Raw genomic sequence first — 23,325 nt, forward strand, 5'->3', positions numbered from 1 at the left:
ACGCGCTGGATAGGGCTGCGAGCGAGGAACACCCTCCCCCTGAAAGGGGGAGGGCAGGGTGGGGGTCACGCCGCGAGTCCGACTGCTAGTTTGACCCCCACCCGGCCCGCTCGGCATAGCCGAGCGTGCCGACCCCTTTCCGGGGGAGGTGAGGAAAGAGACGAGGAAACGCGAGATCAACATGCTCTTCACCGCCGACCACGACGAACCGCGCCACGCTCTACAAAAGTTCATCGCGGCCGAGATCAATCCTCATGTCGACGAATGGGAGAAGGCCGACATCTTCCCGGCGCATGAGCTGTTCAAGAAGCTCGGCGATCTCGGCTTCCTCGGGCTCAACAAGCCGGTCGAGTTCGGTGGTCAGGGGCTGGATTATTCCTACGCGCTGATGATGGCCGAGGAGCTGGGGGCCATCACCTGCGGCGGCGTGCCGATGGCGATCGGGGTGCAGACCGACATGGCGACGCCGGCGCTGGCGCGGTTCGGCTCCGACGAGGTGCGGCGCGAATTCCTGGTGCCTGCGATCGCCGGCGATCAGGTCGCCTGCATCGGCGTCTCCGAGCCCGGTGCCGGCTCCGACGTCGCCTCGATCAAGACCAATGCGCGTTCCGACGGCAACGACTACGTCATCAATGGCGGCAAGATGTGGATCACCAACGGCACCCAGGCCGACTGGATCTGCCTGCTCGCCAACACCAGCGACGGTCAGGTCCACCGCAACAAGTCGCTGATCTGCGTGCCGATGAAGACGAGGGGCGTGCAGGTCGCGCGCAAGCTCGACAAGCTCGGCATGCGTTCGTCCGACACCGCCCAGATCTTCTTCGACAATGTCCGGGTGCCGAAGCGCAACCGGATCGGCGAGGAGGGCCAGGGCTTCACCTACCAGATGATCCAGTTCCAGGAAGAGCGGCTGTGGGGCGCCGCCGCCTGCCTGAAGGCGCATGAATTCATCATCAACGAGACCATCGACTACACTCGCAACCGCAAGGCGTTCGGCGGCTCGATCCTCGACAATCAGGTGGTGCACTTCAAGCTCGCGGAAATGCAGACCGAGGTCGAGCTGCTGCGCTCGCTGATCTATCGTGCCGGCGAGGCGCTGGTGGCAGGCGAGGACGTGACCCGGCTCGCGACCATGGCCAAGCTGAAGGCCGGCCGGCTCGGCCGCGAGCTCACCGATGCCTGCCTGCAATATTGGGGCGGCATGGGTTTCACCAACGAGACGCCGGTCAGCCGCGCCTATCGCGACAGCCGCCTGACCTCGATCGGCGGCGGCGCCGACGAGGTGATGCTCATGGTATTGTGCAAGATGATGGGCACGCTGCCTGGCCTGAAGCAAAAGGGAAACGCCTGATGATCACGCTCTATCACTGCGACGCCGCGCGCTCGTTCCGTCCGCTGTGGATGCTGGAGGAGCTCGGGCTTGCCTATGAGCTGAAGATGCTGCCGTTCCCGCCGCGGGTGTTCGCCAAGGAATATCTCGGCATCAATCCGCTCGGCACCATCCCGTTCATGATCGATGGCGAAACCAGGATGACGGAGTCGTCAGGTATCTGCCATTACCTCGGCACCAAATACGGTCCGACGCCGCTGGTTGTCGGCGTTGACGAGCCGGCCTATGGCGCGTTCCTGAACTGGATGTATTTTTCCGACGCGACGCTGACCTTTCCGCAGACGCTGGTGCTCCGCTACAGCCAGCTCGAGCCGGAGGAGCGGCGCAACCCGCAGGTCTCGGGTGATTATGCAAAATGGTTCCTGGGCCGGCTGCGTGCAGTGGAAGCCGCCGCCGCGAAGTCGGAATTCCTCTGCGCGGAACGCTTCACGGCGGCCGACATTACGAACGGTTATGCGCTGCGGCTTGCCAGCAATATCGGCCTCGCCAAGGATTTCGGGCCGAATGTCGCGGCCTATTGGGCGCGGCTGCAGAAGCGCGACGGCTACATGCGCGCGGTAGCGGCGGAGCAAAAAGCCGGGCAAGAACAGAACGTTGCGCCGCGGGCGCGGCCTTGATCTCGCCGAAGGCAATGTGTCCCGGAATTGATCCAGCAGATCGGTGACAGCTTGCGAATTTGCGTTATGGTAGCTCCGCCGCAGCGGCCCAAAGAGCCGCGCGAGGAGGAACCGCCATGGACGCGATCGTGGACGCGAAGTGCCAGAGCTCCAGCCAGCAATCCGGTCACCGGATGCTGATTACGCCGGAACGGGTGTTCTATGCCGGGCTGCTCGGACGCCCGCGCGAGCGCTGTCCCGGCGCATTCCATGTTTATGTCGCGATCCGCGACGGGCTGCATCTGTCGACCAGCGAAGGCCGCGAGTCGCATGGCGAACTCGCGGTGACGATGCCGAACCTGCGCCACACCATCACCAGCGAATATCGCTCGGCGATCTGCGTCGCGATCGAGCCGGAGAGTGTGCCCGACGGCACGCTTGAGGCGGTCGCCCGCCGTTTGCAAGGACCGGACTCTCATCTGTTCGCGAACCGGATTCGCAACGCCTATGCGACGCTCGCCGAGATGCAGCATCGCGATGCGATCGCGAATGCCGAGTTCGACACCATGTGCTTCGGCGACGCGCTGCCGCAGCGCGTGCTCGATCCGCGTGTCGTGCGCGCGATCGGCCGCATCGGGCAGTTCTCCGGCGAGCCGGTGACCGCGGCAGGCTGCGCCGCCGAGGCCGGGCTATCGCCCTCGCGCTTCCTGCATCTGTTCAAGGAGGAGACCGGGATCTCGTTCCGCTCCTTCCGCGCCTGGAAGCGCGCGCGGCATCTGCTGCACTTCGCCAACCAGGACATCAACCTCGCGCATCTCGCGCAGGATATCGGCTATCCCGACTCGACGCATTTCAGCCATTCGATCCGCCGCTTCTATGGCTTGAAGCCGCGCGCGATCTTCTCCGGCTCGCGGGATCTTGCGATCTACCGCACCGGGCAGGCCGCGACCGAGCGCGCGTTGACGTAGACTGTCGTCCCGGCGAAAGCCGGGACCCATAACCACGACCGGTTATTGTTTTCAAAAGGCCGCTGCCATCCCGCATCACAAATAGATCACGCGGTATGGGTCCCGGCTTTCGCCGGGACGACACCTGGGATTCTCCGCCTCACAAATTCGCGCCCTGGATCACCTCGCCGAACCGCAGCCAGCCGGGCCCTTCGATCCGTTGCAGCTGAAGCTGCTGCAAGGGGTGATGATTGGTCGGGCTGGTGTTGACGCGGATGCCGGGCAGCAGCGTCGGGACCTCGACGTCCTTCAGGTTGTTGGCCTGCGCCATGATGTTGTCGCGGCTGAAATTGCCCTTGCATTGCTCGAGCACGATTTTCAGCACCTGCGCCACCGTGTAGGCGTAGAGGTTGTAGCCCTCCTTCGGATTGCCGTCGGGGAAGTACTTTTCCATGAAGGCGAGGAAGTTCTTCACGCCGGGGTCATTGGCCCAGGCGGGGTCGGCGACGTCCTTGACATAGGCCGACGAGATCGTGCCCTGCGACTTGTCGAGGCCGACAGGCGCAATGGTCGATGAGATCGAGGCGGCGCCGCTGGCGATGAAGTGCATCGGCTTCCAGCCGAGCTCATAGATCTTGCGAATCGACTGCGCGCAGAACTTTGCCGTGGTGCCCGAGATCAGCACATCGGGATTGGCGCCGCGCAGCGCCACGATCTGGGAATCGATCGTGGGATCGGTGACCTCGTGCGAGGCCACCACGGCTGCGGTCGCGAACCGCTCGCCGAGCACGTCCTTGGCCCCGGCGACGAAGTCCTTGCCGAGGTCGTCGTTCTGGTAGAGCACCGCGAATTTCGCGTTCTTGTTCTGGCTCAGCGCGTATTTGACGAACACCTGCGCCTCGGTCCGCGCACTCGGCGCAAAGCCCATGGTCCAGGGATAGGTCTTGTAGTCGCCCCATTTGTCGCCGTTCACCGACAGGAACAGGTGCGGCACCTTGGCGGCGTTGATGTATTTGACGACCGACGAGTTCGGCGCGGTGCCGAGCATGTTGAACAGGAAGGCGACATTGTCGCTTTCGATCAGGCGGCGCACCTGCTCGACCGTCTTCGCCGGATTGAACGCGTCGTCGTAGTAGATGTATTTGATCTGCCGGCCGGCGATGCCGCCCTGCTCGTTCAGCATCTTGAAATAGGCTTCCTGGCAGCGCGCCTGCACGCCGAGCGCGGATACCGGGCCGCTCAGGGAGGTGGTGCTGCCGATCCTGATCTCGATTGCGGTGACGCCGGGCGTGTCCTCGGCCAACGAAGGCTTAAGCCCCGCGACCGCGGCAACTCCCGCGCCTGCCGCGCCGGTAAGCCATGTGCGCCGGTTGATCGAGACCATAACGTTCTCCCCGTGATGCCGGCTTGTTGCGCCGCTTCTGCTTGGCGGCAAGGTTAGGCGTGATGCGGGCGTCGCGTCTTGTGTTAACCGGCTGGCGACGGATTGCGTCGTGAGCGCATCCACTTAGCCAGTCAACGCAAGATGACGCGACGACAAAGTTCTCATCATGGGGCGATCAGCAGCGCATGTGCGCCGCAAAGCGGACAAGAGACCCATGAGCGACAAGGCCGTCATCACCTGCGCGCTGAACGGCGTGCTTACCGACCCGAAGCAGCACAACGTTCCGGTGACGCCGGAAGAGATGGCGCGCGAGGCCAAGGCCGCGTTCAACGCCGGCGCCAGCATCATGCACATCCATCTGCGGCAGCAGGAGCCGAACAGGGGCCATCTGCCGTCGTGGGAGGTTGGCGTCAGCAAGGAAATCCAGCAGGCGATCCGCGAGGCCTGCCCCGGCGTGATCATCAACCACACCACCGGCACCTCCGGCCCGAACTACCAGGGCGCGCTCGATTGCGTGCGCGAGACCAGGCCCGAGATCGCCGCCTGCAATGCCGGCTCGCTGAATTATCTCAAGGTGAAGGCCGACAACACCTGGGCCTGGCCGCCCATGATGTTCGATAACGCCGTCGAGAAGGTGCAGGACTATCTCGATGTGATGAAGGCGGCCGGCACCATCCCCGAATTCGAGTGCTTCGATGTCGGCATCGTGCGCTGCGTCGGTATGTACCGGCAGACCGGGATGTATTCCGGGCCGCTCGAATACAATTTCGTCATGGGCGTTGCCTCGGGCATGCCGGCCGATCCGGAGCTGTTGCCGATCCTCTTGAAGCTGAAGGCGCCGGAGGCGCATTGGCAGGTCACCGCGATCGGCCGCGCCGAGATCTGGCCGCTGCACCAGCGCGCCGCCGATCTCGGCGGCCATCTGCGCAGCGGACTCGAGGATACGTTCTATCTCGGCGACGGCACCAAGGTGACGTCGAACGGGCAGCTCGTCGAAGGGCTCGCCGCCTGCGCGCGCCGCGCCGGCCGCGAGATCGCAAGCCCCGCGGAAGCGCGGCAGATTTTCGGGGTCAGGCACTAGGCCGCGCCAGCCGTCAATGCGAGCGCAGCGAAGCAATCCATCTTGCCGTTTGGAAAGTATGGATTGCTTCGTCGCTTCAGCGCAAAATTGCTTTGCAATTTTGTCGCGGGCTCCTCGCAATGATGAGGCAGGAGGACATACATGCACAATCTCGCAGCAACCGGCGGTGTCACCGGGCCAGGTCGTATCGGCCGGGTCGCGATCGGCGATCTGTTGAAGCGCGCCGCGCGGCGGTTCCCGGATCGCATCGCGCTGACCGATGGCAACCGGCAGGTCACTTTCACCGAACTCGAGCGCGACGCCAATCGCTTCGCCAATCATCTGGTGCAGCGCGGGCTGAAGCCGGGCGAAAAGATCTCGACCGTCTGCAACAACTCGGTCGAGTTCGTCAAAGCGTTGTTCGGCATTCACCGCGCCGGCCTGGTCTGGGTGCCGATCAACACCATGCTCGGACCGTCTGACATGGACTACATCCTCGGCCATGCCGAGGTGCGTTTCGCCGTCATCCACGACGCGCTTCATGCCCAGGCCGACCGCCGCGCCGCGCTGGAAGCGCGCGGCATGGAGATGATCGCGATCGACCTGACCGGCAATGCCGGCAAGACCGGATTGCAGGAGTTCAACGGTCTGCTGGAAGGACAGTCCGATATCGAGCCTGACATCGAGATCAATGACCGCGACCTCGCGATGATCATCTATACGTCAGGCACGACCTCGCGGTCAAAGGGCGCGATGCATTGCCACCTCGCCGTTGTCATGGCCGTGATGAGCAACTGCATCGAGATGCAGCTCTCGCGCGATGACGGGATCACCGGGCAGTTTCCGCTGTTCCACTGCGCCGGCCACGTGCTGCTGCTCAGCTATCTCTCGGTCGGCGGCCGCATGGCGCTGATGCGCGGCTTCGATCCGGTTGCCTGCATGGAGGCGATCGTTCGCGATAAGCTCACCGTGTTCGTCGGCCTGTCCTTGATGTACCAGGCGATTCTCGACCATCCGCGCCGGCGCGACTACGACCTGTCGGGCCTGCGCTGCTGCATCTACACCATGGCGCCGATGGGCAAGCCGCTGCTCGAGCGCGCCATGGCCGATCTCTGTCCGAACTTCGTGCTGTCCAGCGGCCAGACCGAGATGTATCCGGCGACGACGATGTCCCGCCCGGAGGTGCAGCTCGATCGCTTCGGCAATTACTGGGGCGAATCGCTGATCGTCAACGAGACCGCGATCATGGACGACAATGGCAACCTGCTGCCGCGCGGCGAGATCGGCGAGCTCGTGCATCGCGGGCCCAATGTGATGATGGGCTACTACAAGGACCCCAAATCGACCGAGGAGGCGCGCAAGTTCGGCTGGCACCATACCGGCGATCTTGCTTTGATCGACGGCAATGGCGAGGTGCTGTTCCTCGACCGCAAGAAGGATATGATCAAGTCGGGCGGCGAGAACGTTGCCTCCGTCAAGATCGAGGAGACGTTGCTGGCGCACCCCGCCGTGCAGAACGCCGCCGTGGTCGGCCTGCCGCATCCGCAATGGGGCGAGGCGGTCTCCGCCTTCGTCAAGCTGAAGCCCGGCGCGGCGGCTGACGAGGCCGGCATCGAGGCGCATTGCAGAAAGCACCTCGGCGGCTTCCAGGTGCCGAAGCTCGTGTGTATCCTCGAGGAGATGCCGATGACCGCGACCGGCAAGCTGCGCAAGGTCGAGTTGCGGCAGCAATACAGCGGGCATTTTGTGGAGCGCGCCTAGTGGCCATCATCGAGAACACGATTTCCACCGGCAGCGCCGCCTTCCAGGGCAATCGCGACGGCATGCTGGCGCTGATCGCCCGGATGCGCGCCCTGGAGGAGCGGACGCGCGCGGCCTCCGCCGCGGCCAAGGACCGCTTCCACAAGCGCGGCCAGCTGTTGCCGCGCGAACGCGTCGCGCTGGTGCTCGATCCCGGCTCTCCCTTCCTCGAACTGTCGACGCTCGCCGGCTACATGTTCGACGTGGCGGATGCGGACAAGAGCGTGCCCGGCGGCGGACTGGTCGCCGGCATCGGCTTCGTCTCCGGCATCCGCTGCATGGTCAGCGCCAATGATGCCGGCATCGACGCGGGTGCATTGCAGCCTTACGGCCTCGACAAGACGCTGCGGGTGCAGGAACTCGCGCTGGAGAACAAGCTGCCCTATGTGCAGCTGGTCGAAAGCGCCGGCGCCAACCTGCTACGCTACCGCGTCGAGGACTTCGTCCGTGGCGGCAACATCTTCCGCAACCTGGCGCGGCTGTCGGCGGCGGGGCTTCCTGTCGTCACCGTCACCCACGGCTCCTCGACCGCGGGCGGCGCCTACCAGACGGGCCTGTCCGACTACATCGTGATGGTGCGCGGCCGCACCCGCGCCTTCCTCGCCGGGCCGCCTCTGCTCAAGGCCGCCACCGGCGAGATCGCGACCGAGGAGGAACTCGGCGGCGCCGAGATGCACACCTCGATTTCGGGCCTTGGCGATTATCTCGCCGAGGACGACCGCGATGCACTGCGCATCGCGCGCGACATCATGGCCAAGCTGCCTTGGGATCGTCCGGACCGCGAACCGGCCGCGTTCAAGCCGCCACGCTACGATGCCGAGGAACTGCTCGGCATCATGCCGATGGACCACAAGCGCCCCGTCGACATGCGCCAGGCGATCGCGCGCTTCATCGACGATTCCGACTTCACCGAATTCGGCGCCAATTACGGTCCGGCGACGGTCTGCGGCCATGCCCGTATCCAGGGCCAAGCGATCGGCATCATCACCAATAACGGCCCGCTCGACGTGCCCGGCGCCAACAAGGCGACACATTTCATCCAGGCCTGCTGCCAGTCGCGCACGCCGATCCTCTACATGAACAACACCACCGGCTACATGGTGGGCCGGGCCTATGAAGAGGCCGGCATGATCAAGCACGGTTCGAAGATGATCCAGGCGGTGACCTCGGCGACCGTGCCGCAGATCACGCTGTATTGCGGCGCCTCGTTCGGCGCCGGCAATTACGGCATGTGCGGTCGCGGTTTCCACCCGCGCTTTTGCTTCTCCTGGCCCAACGCCAAGACCGCCGTGATGGGCGGCGAGCAGGCCGCGGAAACCATGGCGATCGTCACCGAAGCTGCCGCCGCGCGGCGCGGCAAGCCGATCGAGAAGGAGAAGCTCGACGCGATGAAGGCGCAGATCACCGGCGTATTCGACAGCCAGATGGACGTGTTCTCGACCAGCGCCCGCGTGCTCGACGACGGCGTGATCGATCCGCGCGACACGCGGACGGTGCTGTCAGAGGTGCTCTCGATCTGCCGCGAGGCCGAGGTCCGCAGCCCGCAGCGCATGCAGTTCTCGGTGGCGCGGCCATGAGCGGGGCAATCGTGAAGCGGACGCCGTTCTTCAACATCCTGATCGCCAACCGCGGCGAGATCGCGCTGCGCATCATGCGATCGGCACGGCGGCTCGGCCATGGCGTCGTCGCGGTCTATTCGGACGCCGACCGCGATGCGCTGCATGTGCGCGAGGCCGACCAGGCGGTGCGAATCGGCGAGGCGCTGCCGGCGCAATCCTATCTGAAGATCGACGCGATCATCGCCGCGGCCAAGGCGAGCGGCGCCGGCGCGGTGCATCCCGGCTATGGTTTCCTCGCCGAGAATGAGGATTTTGCGCAGGCCTGCCGCGATGCGGGTCTGGTGTTCATCGGTCCGTCGCCGGAAGCGATCCTTGCGATGGGCAACAAGGCCGGCGCCAAGGAGATCATGCAGCGGGCCGGCGCGCCCTGCGTGCCTGGCTATCAGGGTGCCGACCAGAGCGATGCCGTGATGCTGGCGGAAGCCAGGACCATTGGTTTTCCGGTCATGATCAAGGCGGTCGCCGGCGGCGGCGGCCGCGGCATGCGGCTGGTCGCCGATGCGGCGGCATTTCCCGACGCGCTGCGCAGCGCGCGGTCGGAGGCGCAGGGCGCGTTCGGCGATCCGACCGTCATTCTGGAGCGCGCGATCGTCAATCCCCGCCACATCGAGATCCAGGTGTTCGGCGACCGCCACGGCAACGCCATCCATCTCGGCGAGCGCGATTGCTCGGTGCAGCGGCGGCACCAGAAGCTAGTCGAGGAGGCGCCGTCGCCCGCGGTGACGCCGGAACTGCGCGCGCGGATGGGCGCGGTCGCGGTGCAGGCGGTCAAGGCGATCGGCTACGAGGGTGCGGGCACGCTGGAATTCCTGCTCGATCGCGCCGGCAATTTCTACTTCATGGAGATGAACACGCGGCTGCAGGTCGAGCATCCCGTCACGGAGGCGATCACCGGGCTCGATCTGGTCGAATTGCAGCTGCGCGTCGCCGGTGGTGCGCCGCTCGGCTTGACCCAGCAGGACGTCAAGTTCTCCGGACATGCCATCGAGGTGCGGCTCTGCTCGGAAGATGCCGCGCATGATTTCATGCCGCAATCCGGCACGATGGCGCGGTGGCAGATGCCAGATGGTATCCGCGTCGAGCATGCGCTGCAGTCCGGATCGGAGATTCCGCCGTTCTATGATTCGATGATTGCCAAGGTCATCAGCCGCGGCGCGACCCGCGATGAAGCGCGCGGCAAGCTGATCTGCGCCCTGGAGCAGGTCACGGCCTTCGGCGTCACCACCAACCAAGGCTTCCTGATCGATTGCCTGCGCCATCCGGTCTTTGCCAGGGGCGAGGCGACCACGGCCTTCATCGGCGACAACCGCGACGCGCTGTTGGCGCCGCGGCCGGATCGCGGCAGCGACCTCGCGCTTGCGGCGCTGCTGCTCTACGTCACCAATCCGCACGCCCCGCCATGGCAGCGCGGCCGGTCGCTCGCAGCGACATTCCCGCTCGGCCTGCGGATCGATCTCGGCCACGGCGTGCAGGAGATCGAGATTGTCCGCGAGCGCGACGGCAGCTATATCGCGACCCGCAACGGCGATCGCTTCAGCTTCGTGATCGACGAGCTCAGCCAGGACAGCATCCGCTTCCACCACGATGGGGTGATGGAGCATGCCCAATTCCTGCACGATGGCGACCGGCTCTACATCCTGCATCGCGGCGTCACGCTGTCGGTGTGCGATCTCACGCTGGCGCCGCCGGAGAGCGCGACGGCGGCCGGCGGTGACGGCAAGGTCCGCGCCGCCATGAACGGCCGGGTCGTCGCGGTGCTGGTGAAGCCGGGCGACAAGGTCGCGGCCGGCCAGCCGGTGATGACGCTGGAAGCGATGAAGATGGAGCACGTCCACACCGCCGGCGTCGCGGGCACGGTGTCGTCGATCGATGTCGCCGAGGGCGAGCAGGTGACGACGGGGAAGATCGTGGTGGAGATCGAGGCTGTCGCCTAACCGCCGTCGTCCCGGGCAAGCGGAGCGCGACCCGGGACCCATAACCACAGGACGTGGTGATTCAAAAAAGGCTGGGGCCACAGCGCGGCGCAACAGCGAGCATTTGTGGTTATGGGTCCCTGCTTTCGCAGGGACGACAGGGGAGTCATTGCTCGCGCCCCGTGCCGTCATTCAGCCAGCAGGCGACCTGATGCGCCGGGCCGGCCCCCTGCAGCACCGGGCGTTCGGTCTTGCAGCGATCCATCGCGTAGCGGCAGCGGGTGTGGAAGGCGCAGCCTGAAGGTGGATTGATCGGGCTCGGGACATCGCCGTCGATCAGGGGGGCGGTGCGTTTCGCCTTCGGATCGGCGATCGGCACCGAGGCGAGCAGTGCCTGGGTGTAGGGGTGGCGCGGATTGGCGAACAGCTCGTGCTTGTCGGCGATCTCGACAATGCGGCCGAGATACATCACCGCGACGCGGTGGCTGATATGGGCGACAACAGCGAGATCGTGCGCGATGAACAGATAGGAGAAGTTCTGCTGGCGCTGCAGGTCGATCAGCAGATTGATCACCTGCGCCTGGATCGAGACGTCGAGCGCGGAGACCGGCTCGTCGCAGACGATCAGCCGCGGCCCGAGCGACAGCGCACGCGCGATGCAGATGCGCTGGCGCTGGCCGCCGGAGAACTGGTGCGGGAAATTCTTCATCTGGTCGGGCCGCAGGCCGACCTGCTGGAACAGCTCCGCGACACGCTCCTGCTTCTTCGCGCCAGTGGCAAGGCCATGCACGGTGAGGGGCTCGCCGACGATGTCGCCGGCCGTCATGCGCGGGTTGAGCGAGGCGAACGGATCCTGGAACACGATCTGCATCGAGCGCCGGTACGGCCGCAGCGCCGTCTTGCTGAGCGGCGCGATGTCCTCGCCATCCAGCTTGATGGCGCCGCTGGTCGGCTCGACCAGCCGCAGCACGGTGCGCGCCACCGTCGACTTGCCGCAGCCGGATTCGCCGACCAGCCCGAGCGTCTCGCCGGCGCCGAGCGCGAAGCTGACGCCGTCGACCGCATGCACGGTGCCGACCTGACGGCGCAGCACACCGCCGCGCACCGCGTAGTGCTTGACGAGGTCGGTCACCTCGAGGAGCGGGCGCTGTTCGGTCATGACGCCTCCGCAATCTCGCCGGCGCGCCAGCACGCGGCCCAGTGATTGCTCTTGATCTCGTCGAGCGGCGGATGTTCCTGACGGCAGCGGTCGACTGCCAGCTTGCAGCGCGGCGCGAAGGCGCAGCCGGGCGGCAGCTTGGTCAGCGACGGCACCATGCCGGGGATTTCGGTCAGCCGCGCATCGGTCTTCGCGCCGAGCGCAATCACCGCCGGCATCGACGCCATCAGCCCGCGCGTGTAGGGATGCAGCGGCGTCTCGAACAAAGCTTCGACCGTCGCCTCCTCGACCTTCTTGCCGGCATACATCACGATCACGCGCTGCGCGGTTTGCGCGACGACGCCGAGGTCGTGGGTGATCAGGATCAGCCCGGTGCCGAGCCGCTTTTGCAGATCGACGATCAGCGCCAGGATCTGCGCCTGGATGGTGACGTCGAGCGCCGTGGTCGGTTCGTCCGCGATCAGGAGCGCCGGCCGGCACGCCAGGGCCATCGCGATCATGGCGCGCTGGCGCATGCCGCCGGAGAGCTGATGCGGATATTCCTGCGCGCGACGCTCCGGTTCCGGGATGCGCACCAGCCGCAGCATGTCGACGGCCTGCTTCCAGGCCTCCTTGCTGCTGACCTTCTGGTGCAGGCGCACCGCCTCGATGATCTGGTCGCCGATCCGCATCACCGGATTGAGCGAGGTCATCGGCTCCTGGAAGATCATCGAGATGCGGTTGCCCCTGATGTCGCGCATCGCGGCATCGTCGAGCTTCAGCAGATCGGTGCCCTCGAGCGTCACCGAGCCGCCGACGATGCGGCCGGGCGGATCTGGCACCAGCCGCATGATCGACAGCGCGCTGACGCTCTTGCCGCAGCCGGACTCGCCGACGATCGCCAGCGTCTCGCCGCGACGGACCGAGAACGAGACGTCGTCGACCGCGCGGAACAGGCCGGAGTTGGTGAAGAACACCGTCTGCAGGTTCTTCACGTCGAGAATCGTATCGAGCGTCTTGGCCTCGCTCATCAGCCGCGCTGCCTCGGATCGAGAATGTCGCGCAACGCGTCGCCGAACAGATTGGTGCCGAACACCGCGAGGCTGATCGCAATGCCGGGGAAGATCACCAGCCATGGCGCGGTGCGGACATATTCGGCGGCGGATTCGGACAGCATGCGACCCCAGGACGGATAAGGCTCGGGGATGCCGAGGCCAAGGAACGACAGCGACGCTTCGGTCAGGATGGTCGAGCCGAGCTGCGCGGTGGCGAGCACGATCAGCGGCGCGATGGTGTTGGGCAGCACGTGGCGCAACGCGATCCGCGTCTCGCTCATGCCGATCGATTTGGCGGCCTCCACGAACGGCTGCTCGCGTAGCGCCAGCGTGTTGGCGCGGATCACGCGCGCGACCGTCGGGATCAGGGGAATTGCGATCGCCAGGATCACGTTCGGCAGGGAGGGACCGAGCGCCGCGGTCATCACGAGCGCGAGCACCAAGAGCGGCAGCGACTGGAGGATGTCGGTCACGCGCTGGAACACGAGGTCGACCCAGCCGGAGAGATAGCCGGAGGCGAGGCCCACGATCACGCCGAGCGTGGCGCCGAGCGTCGTCGAGCCGATGCCGACCGCAAGCGAGATCCGCGCACCATGGATGATGCGGCTCCAGACGTCGCGGCCGAAGGAGTCGGTGCCGAACCAGTGCAGCGCGGACGGCGCAGCCAGCCGGTGCGCGGAATCGACGCTGAGCGGATCGTAGCGGCTGATGACGTTGGCAAAGATCGCGGTCAGCACGAACAGCAGCATGATGACGAGGCCGACCGTGCCGAGCACGTGGCGTTGCGCGAGGAACGCAAACCGTCCCCAGCCGCCGGTGGCGTTGGCCCCGGCACGTCGCAATTCGCTGTCGAAATTGATCGTTGCCACGTGGCCTCTTTAGTTGAGCATGATTTCAGCGCAAACGCTTCGCGTTTGTCGCAAGGAAAACCGGTTCTCACTTTTCCGGATCATGCTCAGTCTCCGAACCGGATACGTGGATCGATTGCTGCGTAGAGCATGTCGACGATGAAGTTCACAACCACCACCACGACGGCGATGAACATCACGAGGTTCTGCACGATCGGATAGTCACGCCAGCGCAGCGCCTCGACCAGAAAGCGGGCGATGCCGGGGATGTTGAACACGGTCTCGGTGACGATCAGGCCGCCGATCAGGAACGCGGCCTCGATGCCGATCACGGTGATGACCGGCAGCACTGCGTTCTTCAGCGCGTGGTGATAGTTCACGGAGGCCTCGGAGGCGCCCTTGGCACGCGCGGTGCGGATATAGTCCTGGCGCAGGATCTCCAGCATCGAGGAACGGGTGATGCGCATGGTGAGCGCCGCGCTGCGGAAGCCGACCGCCATCGCCGGCACGGCATAGATGGTCAGCGCCTCGATCCAGGTTTTCGGGTTCGGATTGAAGATCGGCATGGTGCCGAACAGCGAGACCGAGGCCATCAAAATCAGCAGGCCGAGCCAGAATGACGGCAGCGACAGGCCGCTGAGGCTGACGACGCGCAGCGCATAATCAAGCCGTGAGCCCTGGTGGACGGCGCTGATGACACCGAGCGGAATGCCGATTGAGGCGGAGAACAATAGCGCCAGCCCGGCAAGCCGCGCCGTGATCGGAATCCGCGGCAGGATTTCCTCCAGCGCCGGCTTTTCCGAGACGTAGGAATAGCCGAGATCGCCGTGCAGCAGGCCGCCGATCCAGTGCAGGTACTGGATCACGATCGGCTGGCTCAGGCCGAGCTCGCGCTCGAGATTGGCCTTGTCGGCGGGATCGACGAAGCCCGCGGCGTCGAACAGGATGTCGACGATGTTGCCGGGAACGACGCGCAGCAGCACGAAGATGATGACCGAGATCCCGAACAGGGTCACGAGCATCAGGAACAGCCGCCGCACGATATAGGCAAACACCCTGGCTCTCTCCCTGATCCCGCCTGTGTCTTGTCTTCCGGCGCGTTTCTTGACGCGAACCGGTATCCACTTCGCTCGAAAACGCTACGCCTACTTGTCCAGCCAGACGTCTTCGTAACGATAGCCGTTATAGGAGCTGTTGGACATGATCGTGACATTCTTCACGTAAGGCTGCCAGCAGGTGCCGGTGCGGGCATGGAAGATGATCGGACGCGCGACGTCTTCCTGCAGCTTCTTGTCGATCTCCCAGACCAGCTTCTTGCGCTTGTCGGTATTGGTCTCTTCCGACTGCTGGTCGAACAGCTTCTCGATCTCCTTGTTGCAATAATTGGTGTAGTTCCGCTCCGAGCCGCAGGCATAGTTCTCGTAGAACGACTGGTCGGGCTCGTCGACGGCATTGCCGGTGAGGTTGAGGCCGAGCGAGTAGTCCTTGCGGGCGATCTTCGGGAACCATTGCGCGGTGTCGACGACGTCGAGCTCGGCGTCGATGTAGATGCTCTTGATCTGGTCGATCAGGATGATCGCGGGATCGCGATAGACCGCGATGTTGCGGGTCGAGACCTTGATCTGCAGGTGTTTGTCCGGGCCATAGCCCGCCTTCTGCATCAGCTTGCGGGCCTCCTCGCGGTTCTTCTCGATGTCGGGACCGTAGCCGGGGATCTGCTCCAGCATGTCCTTCGGCATCGCCCACAGCCCGTCCGGTGCCGGCTCCATGGTACCGCCGATGTCACCCTGGCCCTCGAACATGATCTGGATGAACGCCTTGCGGTCGAGCGCCAGCGCCAGCGCGCGGCGGATGTCGAGATTGTCGAACGGCGGCGCGGTCGAATTGATGATGATGTTGGTGGAGACGTTGTTCGGTTCCACCACACAGACCGCATTGGGCGCCTGCGACTTGACGTCCTTGAGCAGCGGGATCGAGACCTCGGTCGGGAACGTCATGTCGAACTTTCCGGAGACGAAGCCGAGGATCGCGGTCGAGCGGTTCGGGATGATGGTGAACTCGATACCGTCAAGATAAGGCAGGCCCTTCTTGAAGTAGTCCGGGTTCTTGGTGAGCTTGATCGACTCGTTGGCCTTGAACTCGACGAACTTGAACGGGCCGGTGCCGACCGGCTTGGTGCGCATCTCGGCCGGCGACACATGGCAGGGATAGACCGGCGAATAGCCCGAGGCGAGCAGCGATAATAGCGCCGGCTGCGGCCGCTTCAGCTTGAACGACGCCTCATAGTCGCCGTTGGTCGTGACCTCTTCGACTTGCTCGTACCAGGACTTGCGCGGGTTCTGCCGGAACTTCTGCTGCGACTTGCCCATCAGCATGTCGAAGGTGCATTTGACGTCGGCCGCGGTGAACGGCTTGCCGTCGTGCCATTTCACGTCCTTGCGCAGCTTGAAGGTCAGCGTCTTGTTATCGTCGCTCCAGGCCCAGCTCTCCGCAAGCTCGGGCCTGATCGTGCTGGCGCTGTTCTGGGCGATGTGCTGGTCGAAGATGACGAGATTGTTGAAGATCGGCATGAACGGAACGTTCAGCGAGTAGGTCGCGCCCTCGTGGATCGAGGCGCTGCCCGGACTGTCGCGGTGATAGATCCTGAAGATGCCGCCCGGTTTCGGCTCGGCTGCGCGTGAAACGTCGCTGATGATCAGCACAGACAACACCGCGACGGCCAGCGCTTGCACGCTCCGCATGGTCCCCTCCCACATTTCGGTCTCAATGGCCGATTGGCATCGACGATACCACGGTGAGGCTGTCGGGCAACCAGCGAGGATCGCGTGGGGATTGGCAATTCGGATGACCCCACAACATTAAAATTTCCGCGGATCGGGAATAATGCCTGTGATTGCGGGGAACCCGGGTTGTTTTGCTATGCAGCGGCGAATCTCCGTTCGAATTCGGTTGCCGACGCCGACGCGTATGGCGTGAAGCGCGCCGCAATCAGCGACAGTATGTCGCCGATGTAAGCCGCGCACTGCACACGCTCTCCGTCATCCTGAGGAGCGCGAAGCGCGTCTCGAAGGATCGACGGCCCAGCTGGTGGCCGTGCATCCTTCGAGGCTCGCTCCGCTCGCACCTCAGGATGACGGTTCACTGGGAACATCACGATCACTCCGCCGCCTGCGGTGAGGGCAGGTGCATGTTGGCGACGCCATCGGTCTCGGTCGCCGAGATCGTGGTGCGAATCATCAGACGGCCTTCATGCGCCGGCCAGGGGCGGCCGCGATGCATGGTGGCGCGGTTATCCCACATCACGACGTCGCCCTGCTTCCATTGGTGCAGATAGCTGACGCCGGGCGCGGTCGCGGCTTCGGTCAATTGCTCGATCAGCGCCTTGCCGGTCTCGGCATCCATGCCCTCGACGCCATAGGCGTGGGAAGCCAGATACAGCGCGCCACGGCCATTGACGGGATTGCGCCAAACCATGCGCCAGCACACCGGCGGCAGCGTGTCGACTTCCTCGGTCGTTGCGAGGCCGGTGGCCACCTTGCTGCGCGAATGCGCGTAGGAGTGCCAGGCGAACGCGTTCTCCAGCCGCTTCGCCGTGTCCTGGTCGAGCCGCTCGAAGGCAAGCCGCATCGAGACGAATTCGGTCTCGCCGCCATGCTCGGGAATGATGCGCGCCGACAGGATCGAGGTCAGCGCCGGCACGCGCTTGAAGGAGGAATCGGTGTGCCAGAGCTGGTTGGCCCTGGCGCGCAGCTGCTGCCGGTGATCGGAAGGAACCACCTTGCCGTCGGGCCCGAAGGTCGAGAGGATCACGAAATGCGATCCGGTGCCCATCGAGCCGACCTTGGTCACCTCGGGCGGGCCGAACCGGCGCGAGAAGGCGAGCTGGATGTCGTCGCTGACCTCCTGGCCGCGGAACACCAGCACCGAATGTTCCTCGAACGCCGCGCGCACCGCCGCATAGGCGGCATCGCTGGCGGCAACGTCCGACAGCGTGACGCCGCGCAGCTCGGCACCGAATCCCGGACGCAGTGGGATCACTTCCATCGCAAGTCCTCCCTTTTCTTTGTTGTTGAGGCGAGGTTAGGGGAAAAGCCCGCGATCGGCAACGCGGCCCGCGGCGCCTCAGCCCATTGCGATCAGATTGTGCCGCGTGCGCCGGTCCGCGACCTCGATGCGATGTGTGACGAAGGCGAACAGCGCCCAGCTGGAATGGAAGGCGACACCGGCCAGAATCACGATGGTTCCGGGGATCGGACCGATCGAAGCCCGGTCCAAGATCGCGCTCATCGTGGTCAGCGGCAGCGGGTGGATCGCCAGCTTGCCGTAATAGGCGATAGCCTGGATCGCGAAGATCCAGCCATAAGTCCGTCGCAGGCGCCGGCCGATCGCTCTGACATAGCTGATGTGATAGCTGGGGCGGCGGTAGTCGTTGGCGAGCAGGTCGGTCCAGGCCGCATTCGGCGACAGCCCCTCGCCGCGGATCATCGGTGCGTAGAAATCGGTTTCGAGCAACCGCGCCCGGGCGCGCCAGACGTTGAAATAGCGATAGCGCCGCGCCTCGAATAGCAGGAATACGGTCACCAGCAGTCCGACCAGGACCATCGGCAAGGGCGAGGCTTCCGCACTGCTGTAGGTCGCCGACAGCGCGATCCCGGTCGTGACCACCGCCCAGTTGGTCGAGCTGTCGAGACGGGTGCGCCAGACCGTGCTGCGATAGACCTCGCCACGATAGAGATGGGCGAGTGCACCGATCTCGGCGGCAGTGAATTCGAGCCTTCCGGCCTGCACCGGCTCCGGCTCGCGCGGCTGGGGCGATGGCATGGCGGCCTCCGGCGAAGCTGGCTTGCGATCCCGGAGCATAGCGCGAAATCCGCGCGACCGGCGAGTCCGTTGCGTCCGCCGGCTTGGATTGGCAGCATCAGTCCGGATGCCGCTCACACGATCCGCGAGGTCTTGTTGCCCCAATAGCGGTCACGCAGCAGGCGCTTGTAGAGTTTGCCGGTCGGCAGCCGCGGCAGCTCGGCCTCGAAATCCACCGAGCGCGGCACCTTCTGGCGCGACAGCGCGCTGGCGCAGAACGCGATTAGTTCCTCGGCAAGCTCCGGCCCCGGCGCGATGCCGTCGACCGGCTGCACCACCGCCTTCACCTCCTCGCCGAGATCGACATTGGGCACGCCGAACACGGCGGCGTCGGCGACCTTGGGGTGGGTGATCAGGAGGTTCTCGCATTCCTGCGGATAGATGTTCACGCCGCCGGAGATGATCATGAAGGTGGCCCGATCGGTGAGATAAAGGAAGTTGTCGTCGTCGACATAGCCGACGTCGCCGACCGTGCTCATGCTGCCGTCGGCCGAGCGCGCCTCGCTGGTCTTGGCGGGGTCGTTGAAATATTCGAATGGCGTGGCGGTCTTGAACCACACGGTGCCCGGCGTTCCCTTGGGGCAGGGCTGCATGTTCTCGTCGAGGATATGCAGATCGCCGAGCAGGACCCTGCCGACGGTGCCGCGATGCGCGAGCCACTCCTCGCTGTTGCAGGCGGTGAAGCCGAGCCCCTCGGTCGCGCCGTAATATTCGTGGATGATGGGACCCCACCATTTGATCATGTCGTCCTTGACCAGCGCCGGGCAGGGCGCGGCGGCGTGGATCGCGATCTCGAGGGTCGACAGATCGAAGCGGGCGCGAACCTCCTCGGGCAGCTTCAGCAGGCGTGAGAACATGGTCGGCACCAGCTGGCTGTGGGTGATGCCCCATCTTTGCACCAGCTCGAGATAGCGCTCGGGATCAAAACTCTCCATGATGACGACCGTGCCGCCCATCCGGATGGTGAGATTGACCGCGGCTTGCGGCGCCGAGTGGTAGAGCGGCGCCGGCGAGAGGTAGACCATGCCCTCGCGGTAGTGCCAGAGCTTGGTCAGGAAGTCGAACAGCGGCAGGTTCTGCGACGGCGGCTGCTCCGGCAGCGGCCGCACGATGCCCTTGGGCCGGCCGGTCGTGCCGGAGGAATACAGCATCGCGGTGCCGGCATATTCGTCCGCGATCGGCGTTGACGGCAGGCCCGCGGTGGCCGCTCGCAGCCCGACAACGCGATCGCTCTCGCTTTCGCCGTCGACCACGATGCAGAGTTCGACCTGCGGACACTCCTTCAGCGCCTCGCGCGCGATGTCGAGCTTCAGCTTCGAGGTGATCAGGATCCGCGACTGGCTGTTGGTCAGGATGTAGGCCAGCTCGCCCGCGGTGAGGTAGGAGTTGACGCAGGTGAAGTAGAGCCCGGCGCGCTCGCCGGCGCCGCAGGCCTCGAGGTAGCGGTTGTTGTTCTCCATGAAGATCGAATAATGGTCGAGCCGCCGCAGCCCCTGCTTGCGGAACCGATGCGCGAGACGATTGGAGCGCGCCTCGAGCTCACGATAGGTGACGGTCTCGCCGGTCTCGGCCATGATGAAGGCGGGTTGCAGCGGGCGCAGGTAAGCATGCTTGCCGGTGTACATCGAACGTCACATCCCCCTTTAGATTCTTGTTTTGACGCGTTTTCTTCACGCGAACCGGTACCCACTTCGCTCGACAACGCTCTATGCAGCCATCTCCAGAATCTCGCGAACTTGGGATGGATCGTCGATCTTGCGCGGATTGCGCGGCACCCAGGGCGTTCGCATCGCTTGCATTGCGATGCGGTCGAAATGCTCGGGGCCGACGCGTACCTCGTGCAGGCTGCGCGGCATGCCGAGGTCGCGGATGAAGCGGTCGAGCACGTCGCCGGCGTCCGCGCCGGCATGCCCCATCGCGGCCGCGACCAGCGCCTGCCGGTCGGCATTGTCGCGCTTATTCCAGCGCATCACCGCGGGCAGCATCACGCACGAGGTGTAGCCGTGCGGCACGTCGAACTCGGCGCCGAGCACGTAGCCGATGCCGTGGCTCGCACCCATCGGCACGCCCGAGGCGAGCGGGCCGGTGGAGAGCCAGGTGCCGATCTGGCAATCCATCCGCGCCGAAATATCCTTCGGGTTGGCTTTCACGCGCGGCAGGCCGGCCGCCAGCATCTCGAGCCCCTTCAGCGCCTGCGCGTCGCCATAAGGATGTGCCTCGCGCGAGCAGATGCCTTCGACGCAATGATCGACGGCGCGGATGCCGGTCGACAGGAACAGCCATTCCGGCGTGTGCACCGACAGTTCCGGATCGAGGATGGTAGCCCGCGGCATCACCAGCGGATGACGCAGCATCTCCTTCTGCCGCTTGGCCTCGTTGGTGACGCCGGCGATCGACGAGAACTCGCCGCCGGCGATGGTGGTCGGCACGCTGATCTGGCGCACGGTCGGCGGATTCATCGCGGGCGAGACGCCGCCATGGGTGCGGATCGTCTCGATGCCGTCGGACGTCGTGACGTTGTTGGCGAGGCAAAGCTGCACCGCCTTGGCGCCGTCGGTGATCGAGCCGCCGCCGATCGTGACGATCAAATCCGCTTTCTCGCCGCGCGCCTGCTCCGCCGCCGCGATGACCGCGGCGCGCGGCGTATGCGCCGGCATCTTGTCGAAGGTGCCGACGCAGCGGGGCCCAAGCGCCGCGCGAACCTTCTCGATCTCGTCGGTCTCGCGGTTCAGCGTGCCAGACACCATCAGAAAGGCGCGCTCGGCGCCCAGCCGGTCCAACTGCTCGACGATGGCCTCACGCGCGGGCCGCCCGAACACGACCTCGTCCATGGCGCCGAATACGACACGGCCTCGATGCACGCGCCTGTCCTCCCTCAACACGGTCCGCCTTGCCGGCGGTACTTAGCGGCGAGGTTAGCGGAGGAAATCGAGGCCGTCATCAGGGTCCTGCCGGTGGTTTGATGCGGTCGCGCCGCCCATTCCGCTGTCGTCCCCGCGAAAGCAGGGACCCATAACCGCAGGGTTGCGTTGTTGAAGTGAGCTGTGGCCGAGCGCTGGCTAAACAATTGGCATCGGTGGTTATGGGTCCCGGGTCGCGCTGCGCTTGCCCGGGATGACATCGAATATGTGGCGCTCGCGTGAGTCATACATCCGCATCCTCGCGGCGCGCTGCATCCGAGTCTTGCGTTTACTTGCCTCCCACTGGAAGCAGAGGGCGCCCCGGAATGACGGTGAAAGCTTCAGGTCGAAATCGGATGACCGGCAGAAATCTTGACGGCAACATCGCGGCGTGTGTTACATCTCGAAAGCAACAGGGACGTGCGCATGACATCCACCGTCGATCTCGCCAAACTGAACATTGACGACTTCACGCCGCATCAGGATGCTGAGTTCGAGATGCAGACGGCGGATCGCGCGGTGGCGCTGAAGCTCGCCAAGGTCGAGCCCGCGGGCAACAGCGGCCGGCCGGGCGGTGCGTTCTCGCTGTTGTTCGCGGGGCCGAAGGGCGCGTGGCTGCCGCAGGCGATCTATCCGGTGCGGCATCCCGCGCTGGGCGTGATGGACATCTTTTTGGTGCCGGTCGGTCCGCTCGCGGATGGCAACGGCTATCAGGCGGTCTTCACCTGACGGTCGGAAGCTCCCGCCGCGCGCCAGCGCATCAGGTCGTAGACGCCCTTGTCTTCCTCGGTGATGAAGCCGAGCCGCCGGTAGAGCCGCATCGCCGGATTGAACTTCTCGACATGGATCGAGACGTCCTTGCCGGCGGCATCGGCCTCGTCGATCACGTCGCGCAACAGCGCTTCGCCATATCCCTTGCCGCGATGCTCGGGAAGGAAGGCGATGTCGATGACGCGGTGCTGGCTCGGCCAGCGGTCGATGTAGAGCCGGCCGATGTCCTTGTCCCGATGGGTAATGAGCAGCCAGTCGGCGCTCGAGTAATATTGCTGGTAATGCGCATGCTGGGCGCGGAATTGCTGTTCGAGGAAGGCAGCCTTCTCCGTCTCACTCCACGGCACCGGCGCCAGTTCTTCGGCGCGGGTCGAGGCATAGAGCCGGGCGAGGAACGGCAGATCGGCCTCCGCCATGCGGCGAAAGCGGCAGCCGGAAGCGGCCGCGCGTGCCCAGCCGAATGCCGTCGCGATGCTGTCTGACGTGTCGGGAACCAAGGCGACCTCAGCCCCGTGCCGGGAAGATACCCTGCAGCGCGACGCAGAAATTCAGCGTCAGATAGGGCTGCATGTTGTTATGGGGCAGGCCGTTGCCGGCGGGCGCGACCGCATTAGTGTTGGTCGGGACCAGATTTGCAGATGTGCCGGTCTGGTACAGTGTTCCGCCGACGGATGTTGCCAGCGTGATGTTCGTCGTCAGCGTGCCCTGGGTGCCGTTCTCGACGGTCCCGAACATCTGATGGGTGTGAGACGGGATCTCGGTTTGAAGCAGCGTCACGTTGCCAGAGCCGCCGTTCTCGCCGAGATCATATAGCGAAAGCCCGGGACCCTGCCCCGGCGCCATCGGCGCGTTGCCTTGCATGTTGGGCAGCGCGAAATTCGACTTGCCGTCGCCGCCATAGACGGTGCCGAGCAGCGAGAACAGCGCCGTATTCTGCGAAATCGGCAACAGCTGACCGCTGCAGAAGGCCCAGCCCTTGGGGGCGAAGTTCAACGGAAAGATGCGGATCTCGGCGAGAAACTGATCGGACATGTCGTCGCGCTC

The 23,325-nt window shown here is 65.0% G+C and carries 20 protein-coding genes; 8 read left to right on the forward strand and 12 right to left on the reverse strand.

The window, feature by feature from the left end; all coding sequences use genetic code 11:
* Positions 1-181: 181 nt before the first annotated feature.
* The 3 genes from ACE10X_RS02245 to ACE10X_RS02255 all read left to right on the forward strand — a co-directional run bounded on the left by ACE10X_RS02245 (position 182) and on the right by ACE10X_RS02255 (position 2,954).
* Positions 182-1,351: an acyl-CoA dehydrogenase family protein gene (locus ACE10X_RS02245; RefSeq protein WP_375764004.1), complete on the forward strand. Its 1,170-nt coding sequence runs from the start codon at positions 182-184 to the stop codon at positions 1,349-1,351.
* Entirely contained in the window at positions 1,351-2,007 is a 657-nt protein-coding gene (locus tag ACE10X_RS02250; protein WP_038387877.1) for a glutathione S-transferase family protein, read from the forward strand. Before ACE10X_RS02245 ends, ACE10X_RS02250 begins: the two co-directional genes overlap by 1 nt.
* Before the next feature lie 116 nt (positions 2,008-2,123).
* Positions 2,124-2,954 (forward strand): helix-turn-helix domain-containing protein, encoded by an 831-nt coding sequence (locus tag ACE10X_RS02255; protein WP_375764005.1) that lies wholly within the window; start codon positions 2,124-2,126, stop codon positions 2,952-2,954.
* Positions 2,955-3,093: 139 nt separating this feature from the next.
* Here the strand turns inward: ACE10X_RS02255 and ACE10X_RS02260 are convergent, their stop codons facing one another.
* Positions 3,094-4,317, reverse strand: a complete 1,224-nt coding sequence (locus ACE10X_RS02260; RefSeq protein ID WP_375764006.1) for an ABC transporter substrate-binding protein — start codon at positions 4,315-4,317, stop codon at positions 3,094-3,096.
* Between the two features lie 214 nt (positions 4,318-4,531).
* Here ACE10X_RS02260 and ACE10X_RS02265 point away from each other — a divergent pair, with 214 nt between their 5' ends.
* The 4 genes from ACE10X_RS02265 to ACE10X_RS02280 all read left to right on the forward strand — a co-directional run bounded on the left by ACE10X_RS02265 (position 4,532) and on the right by ACE10X_RS02280 (position 10,730).
* Positions 4,532-5,398: a 3-keto-5-aminohexanoate cleavage protein gene (locus ACE10X_RS02265; RefSeq protein ID WP_038387879.1), complete on the forward strand. Its 867-nt coding sequence runs from the start codon at positions 4,532-4,534 to the stop codon at positions 5,396-5,398.
* A gap of 141 nt (positions 5,399-5,539) precedes the next feature.
* Positions 5,540-7,138, forward strand: coding sequence for an AMP-binding protein (locus ACE10X_RS02270; RefSeq protein ID WP_375764007.1), 1,599 nt, complete (start codon positions 5,540-5,542; stop codon positions 7,136-7,138).
* Entirely contained in the window at positions 7,138-8,754 is a 1,617-nt protein-coding gene (locus tag ACE10X_RS02275; protein ID WP_038387881.1) for an acyl-CoA carboxylase subunit beta, read from the forward strand. The genes ACE10X_RS02270 and ACE10X_RS02275 overlap by 1 nt, the downstream gene beginning before the upstream one ends.
* Complete coding sequence (locus ACE10X_RS02280; protein WP_375764008.1) at positions 8,751-10,730, forward strand: acetyl/propionyl/methylcrotonyl-CoA carboxylase subunit alpha; 1,980 nt, start codon at positions 8,751-8,753, stop codon at positions 10,728-10,730. Before ACE10X_RS02275 ends, ACE10X_RS02280 begins: the two co-directional genes overlap by 4 nt.
* A gap of 145 nt (positions 10,731-10,875) precedes the next feature.
* On the opposite strand, the gene ACE10X_RS02285 is transcribed toward ACE10X_RS02280, so the two are convergent.
* The 9 genes from ACE10X_RS02285 to ACE10X_RS02325 all read right to left on the reverse strand — a co-directional run bounded on the left by ACE10X_RS02285 (position 10,876) and on the right by ACE10X_RS02325 (position 21,471).
* Positions 10,876-11,868, reverse strand: a complete 993-nt coding sequence (locus tag ACE10X_RS02285) for an ABC transporter ATP-binding protein (protein WP_375764009.1) — start codon at positions 11,866-11,868, stop codon at positions 10,876-10,878.
* Positions 11,865-12,878 carry an ABC transporter ATP-binding protein gene (locus tag ACE10X_RS02290; protein ID WP_304557436.1) on the reverse strand — a complete coding sequence of 338 codons (1,014 nt, stop codon included), beginning with the start codon at positions 12,876-12,878 and terminating at the stop codon, positions 11,865-11,867. The genes ACE10X_RS02285 and ACE10X_RS02290 overlap by 4 nt, the downstream gene beginning before the upstream one ends.
* A complete protein-coding gene (locus tag ACE10X_RS02295) occupies positions 12,878-13,771 on the reverse strand; it encodes an ABC transporter permease (protein ID WP_028341495.1) in 894 nt (297 codons plus the stop codon). Before ACE10X_RS02295 ends, ACE10X_RS02290 begins: the two co-directional genes overlap by 1 nt.
* Before the next feature lie 86 nt (positions 13,772-13,857).
* Positions 13,858-14,805 carry an ABC transporter permease gene (locus ACE10X_RS02300; protein WP_038387887.1) on the reverse strand — a complete coding sequence of 316 codons (948 nt, stop codon included), beginning with the start codon at positions 14,803-14,805 and terminating at the stop codon, positions 13,858-13,860.
* A gap of 90 nt (positions 14,806-14,895) precedes the next feature.
* Positions 14,896-16,491 (reverse strand): ABC transporter substrate-binding protein, encoded by a 1,596-nt coding sequence (locus tag ACE10X_RS02305; protein ID WP_038387888.1) that lies wholly within the window; start codon positions 16,489-16,491, stop codon positions 14,896-14,898.
* A gap of 415 nt (positions 16,492-16,906) precedes the next feature.
* Positions 16,907-17,794 carry a TauD/TfdA family dioxygenase gene (locus ACE10X_RS02310; protein ID WP_038387889.1) on the reverse strand — a complete coding sequence of 296 codons (888 nt, stop codon included), beginning with the start codon at positions 17,792-17,794 and terminating at the stop codon, positions 16,907-16,909.
* Between the two features lie 78 nt (positions 17,795-17,872).
* Entirely contained in the window at positions 17,873-18,571 is a 699-nt protein-coding gene (locus ACE10X_RS02315; protein WP_375764010.1) for a DUF2270 domain-containing protein, read from the reverse strand.
* A 113-nt stretch (positions 18,572-18,684) separates the two neighbouring features.
* Complete coding sequence (locus ACE10X_RS02320) at positions 18,685-20,235, reverse strand: AMP-binding protein (RefSeq protein WP_038387890.1); 1,551 nt, start codon at positions 20,233-20,235, stop codon at positions 18,685-18,687.
* An 81-nt stretch (positions 20,236-20,316) separates the two neighbouring features.
* A complete protein-coding gene (locus ACE10X_RS02325; RefSeq protein WP_038387891.1) occupies positions 20,317-21,471 on the reverse strand; it encodes an iron-containing alcohol dehydrogenase in 1,155 nt (384 codons plus the stop codon).
* Positions 21,472-21,936: 465 nt separating this feature from the next.
* Here ACE10X_RS02325 and ACE10X_RS02330 point away from each other — a divergent pair, with 465 nt between their 5' ends.
* A complete protein-coding gene (locus ACE10X_RS02330; protein ID WP_244435999.1) occupies positions 21,937-22,239 on the forward strand; it encodes a DUF6916 family protein in 303 nt (100 codons plus the stop codon).
* Here ACE10X_RS02330 and ACE10X_RS02335 read toward each other — a convergent pair.
* The gene (locus ACE10X_RS02335; RefSeq protein WP_244436000.1) at positions 22,221-22,778 is read right to left on the reverse strand and encodes a GNAT family N-acetyltransferase; all 558 of its coding nucleotides are present in this window, start codon (positions 22,776-22,778) and stop codon (positions 22,221-22,223) included. The two genes, ACE10X_RS02330 and ACE10X_RS02335, sit on opposite strands and share 19 nt — an antisense overlap.
* 7 nt (positions 22,779-22,785) lie before the next feature.
* On the reverse strand, positions 22,786-23,313 hold the full coding sequence (locus ACE10X_RS02340) for a phage tail protein (protein WP_038387892.1): 528 nt from the start codon (positions 23,311-23,313) through the stop codon (positions 22,786-22,788).
* Between the last annotated feature and the right edge of the window lie 12 nt (positions 23,314-23,325).

The organism is Bradyrhizobium sp. Pha-3 (genome assembly GCF_042258325.1).
Classification (GTDB): Bacteria; Pseudomonadota; Alphaproteobacteria; order Rhizobiales; family Xanthobacteraceae; genus Bradyrhizobium; species Bradyrhizobium elkanii.

Excerpts from the sequence above, each read along its gene's own strand:
- ACE10X_RS02245 (WP_375764004.1), top strand. The coding sequence starts at position 182 with ATGCTCTTCACCGCCGACCACGACGAACCGCGCCACGCTCTACAAAAG.
- ACE10X_RS02250 (WP_038387877.1), top strand. The coding sequence starts at position 1,351 with ATGATCACGCTCTATCACTGCGACGCCGCGCGCTCGTTCCGTCCGCTG.
- ACE10X_RS02255 (WP_375764005.1), top strand. The coding sequence starts at position 2,124 with ATGGACGCGATCGTGGACGCGAAGTGCCAGAGCTCCAGCCAGCAATCC.
- ACE10X_RS02260 (WP_375764006.1), bottom strand. The coding sequence starts at position 4,317 with ATGGTCTCGATCAACCGGCGCACATGGCTTACCGGCGCGGCAGGCGCG.
- ACE10X_RS02265 (WP_038387879.1), top strand. The coding sequence starts at position 4,532 with ATGAGCGACAAGGCCGTCATCACCTGCGCGCTGAACGGCGTGCTTACC.
- ACE10X_RS02270 (WP_375764007.1), top strand. The coding sequence starts at position 5,540 with ATGCACAATCTCGCAGCAACCGGCGGTGTCACCGGGCCAGGTCGTATC.
- ACE10X_RS02280 (WP_375764008.1), top strand. The coding sequence starts at position 8,751 with ATGAGCGGGGCAATCGTGAAGCGGACGCCGTTCTTCAACATCCTGATC.
- ACE10X_RS02285 (WP_375764009.1), bottom strand. The coding sequence starts at position 11,868 with ATGACCGAACAGCGCCCGCTCCTCGAGGTGACCGACCTCGTCAAGCAC.
- ACE10X_RS02290 (WP_304557436.1), bottom strand. The coding sequence starts at position 12,878 with ATGAGCGAGGCCAAGACGCTCGATACGATTCTCGACGTGAAGAACCTG.
- ACE10X_RS02305 (WP_038387888.1), bottom strand. The coding sequence starts at position 16,491 with ATGCGGAGCGTGCAAGCGCTGGCCGTCGCGGTGTTGTCTGTGCTGATC.
- ACE10X_RS02310 (WP_038387889.1), bottom strand. The coding sequence starts at position 17,794 with ATGGAAGTGATCCCACTGCGTCCGGGATTCGGTGCCGAGCTGCGCGGC.
- ACE10X_RS02315 (WP_375764010.1), bottom strand. The coding sequence starts at position 18,571 with ATGCCATCGCCCCAGCCGCGCGAGCCGGAGCCGGTGCAGGCCGGAAGG.
- ACE10X_RS02320 (WP_038387890.1), bottom strand. The coding sequence starts at position 20,235 with ATGTACACCGGCAAGCATGCTTACCTGCGCCCGCTGCAACCCGCCTTC.
- ACE10X_RS02330 (WP_244435999.1), top strand. The coding sequence starts at position 21,937 with ATGACATCCACCGTCGATCTCGCCAAACTGAACATTGACGACTTCACG.
- ACE10X_RS02340 (WP_038387892.1), bottom strand. The coding sequence starts at position 23,313 with ATGTCCGATCAGTTTCTCGCCGAGATCCGCATCTTTCCGTTGAACTTC.